The 2,222-nt window shown below is 40.8% G+C and carries 2 protein-coding genes; one reads left to right on the top strand and one right to left on the bottom strand.

The window, feature by feature from the left end; translation table 11 throughout:
- Positions 1-216: 216 nt before the first annotated feature.
- Positions 217-1,359: an IS4 family transposase gene (locus tag QUA25_RS29045; protein WP_333043151.1), complete on the bottom strand. Its 1,143-nt coding sequence runs from the start codon at positions 1,357-1,359 to the stop codon at positions 217-219.
- Between the two features lie 514 nt (positions 1,360-1,873).
- On the opposite strand from QUA25_RS29045, the gene QUA25_RS29040 reads away from it, so the two are divergent.
- Positions 1,874-2,170: a hypothetical protein gene (locus tag QUA25_RS29040; RefSeq protein ID WP_333043150.1), complete on the top strand. Its 297-nt coding sequence runs from the start codon at positions 1,874-1,876 to the stop codon at positions 2,168-2,170.
- Positions 2,171-2,222 lie beyond the last annotated feature (52 nt).

Raw genomic sequence — 2,222 nt, 5'->3', positions numbered from 1 at the left:
ACGCCTTAAGTTTAACTCCAATTATGCTGCTTAATGTTTTGTTACATAAATATGTTTTTTCCCGCCTACCTACTTATTTTGGCAAGAGAATCCAGTATATTGACGGCTGTTGGCGTCAGACTAAGGGTGAAAGGTCGTTTGGTTTCGTCGTACATCTCTGGCTGATTCCGCATACTTTTGTGTTTAGGTTTAGCCCTGGGGGGGTGACAAAGAGGTCTACGAGATAGACTGTATAAGGGTTGCGGCCCGCATACCTTGTTGATAAAAGCTGCGTTTATTGGGAGTTAACTTCATTAACTGTTCTACCTCGTCAGAATATTGTTCGAGATAATTGACCCACTTTTCTCCATCTAAACCAACACCAAATGTACTCCGTCTTCGATATCTTTTTTTAGGTTCTTTGCGACGAGATACATATTTTTGTACCTGCTTTTTTTTCAGTTCAATGCCTTGAAATATTGCCCAAGTGTACGCAAGTGTCATGAGCAAAATCATGTTAATAAGTCGGTCTCCTTTTAAGCTGGTTCCTTCAAGATCGTAGCCTCCTGTTTTACAGTCTCGGAACATTTCTTCAATACCCATCCGCTGCTTATAAGCATTGATAGCTGCCGGCAATGACCCTAAATCTGTGAGTAGAAACCACGCTTCTTCAACCTTCCATCCCCCGTAGTTCCTTTTCCACTTACAAGCAAGATCAAATCCGGTCGCAGGTCGAGTTTTCCTCACTCTTTTACCTTGAAAATATAAAGAGGTACCTGGTACTATTCCTAATTCATCTAAGCGTTGCCAAACTAAATGTTCCGTTTCGACACAATGATTCTTTTTCAGTCTTAAACAAAAAGATACACCCTTTTCCCTCAGCCAGTTTGCCAAATCGACCGAACAAAATTCGCGGTCTCCTAAAACGATGACTTTATATTCTGAAAATAATGGTAAAACTTGCTGTAAATTGGTTGTTTGTGACTCGAAGTTACTGTTTCCCAATTTGGGCAACAGTGACCAGTATAATGGAATTGCTCTTCGCTCCCAGATCAGGCTAACCATAAAGAGATTAATGCGCCCCCATTGACTGCGGTCGATTGCAATTGATAAAGTTTGACCAACACGGCAATAAGTAATCAACCAATAAGTAATTAATGGGAACCAAATTAGTGAGATAGTTAAGTGAGGCAAATCGAGAAACCTTTGTAGTTTTCTACGCCGACTTTCTGTTGTAATTGGATAGGGAAATACCCGCGAGAGCCGTTCTAATCTCACTTGTTTTTCTGATTGTATCAATGGTAGCAAGATTTCAATCAGTTTAAATTGAGCTGAACTGAGTTGTTTTTTTAAATGAATGAGGTAGAATGTTGGTATCATTATTTTTGAGATAGGCAAGCGTGTAACAATTATGCTGCCTATCTTTTTTTAGCACACATTGGCTCAATCCTTACAAAGGTATGGGTTTCAGGCTGGTTGTTACCCCCCCAGGGTTTAGCCATGTCAAAAGCTCCTTTTTGATTAGGTGAAAAACTTTCAATTGAATTCGACGTAAAAATAAACACAAAAAAAGGAGTTCGGGGGAACTCCTGGTCAAGGTTAGTATTTTATTTAGTTATTGGCTGTCAAGCGTTGAAGAAGCCAACGCTCGCCAGACAAGGTTATTGTCGAAATTTTAAAGAAAGTTATGAGTGCTAAGTTTGGCTAGTAGGGTGCTGTTTGTCAAACAGCAACGGCGGGAATTTATAAAAAATTAGCAACATACGAACTATTATAACTTACTAAACCAACATTAGCCCGATGAAGCTGTAGCGATTTCCACCCCTAAGCTGGAAAATATACAAAGCTGACTCTCGTACCAAAAAAGCAACGCAGTAAACCAACGAAACTACCTATGACAATTGGCAAGCTTGAACTCATCATCAAAATTAACGAACTACCGAACAACGTAGAGACTAACAAAGACAACTGGAAAACCTTTGAGCTTGACTGTGACGGTCGGGTAGTGTCCGTTACTGTTAAGCCAAAAATATGGAAGAAGCTTGAGGATGCTGCTGCCAACTATCCCATGTGGGTGGCTGCTATCGGTGGCAAGATGGGTGAATCAACCTCTAACGGCTTTGTGCTATCAGAGCCAAATATCCAAGTCTTTGAGAAAAAACCGAACTGGGGGGGTGACAAAGATGCCTAAGAGATAGACCGAATCAGGGTTGCAGCCCGCATACCTTGTTGGTAAAAGCGGC

It is taken from the genome of Microcoleus sp. Pol17C6, from assembly GCF_036701145.1.
GTDB lineage: Bacteria > Cyanobacteriota > Cyanobacteriia > Cyanobacteriales > Microcoleaceae > Microcoleus.
This window is presented reverse-complemented; position numbering and strand designations above follow the sequence as displayed.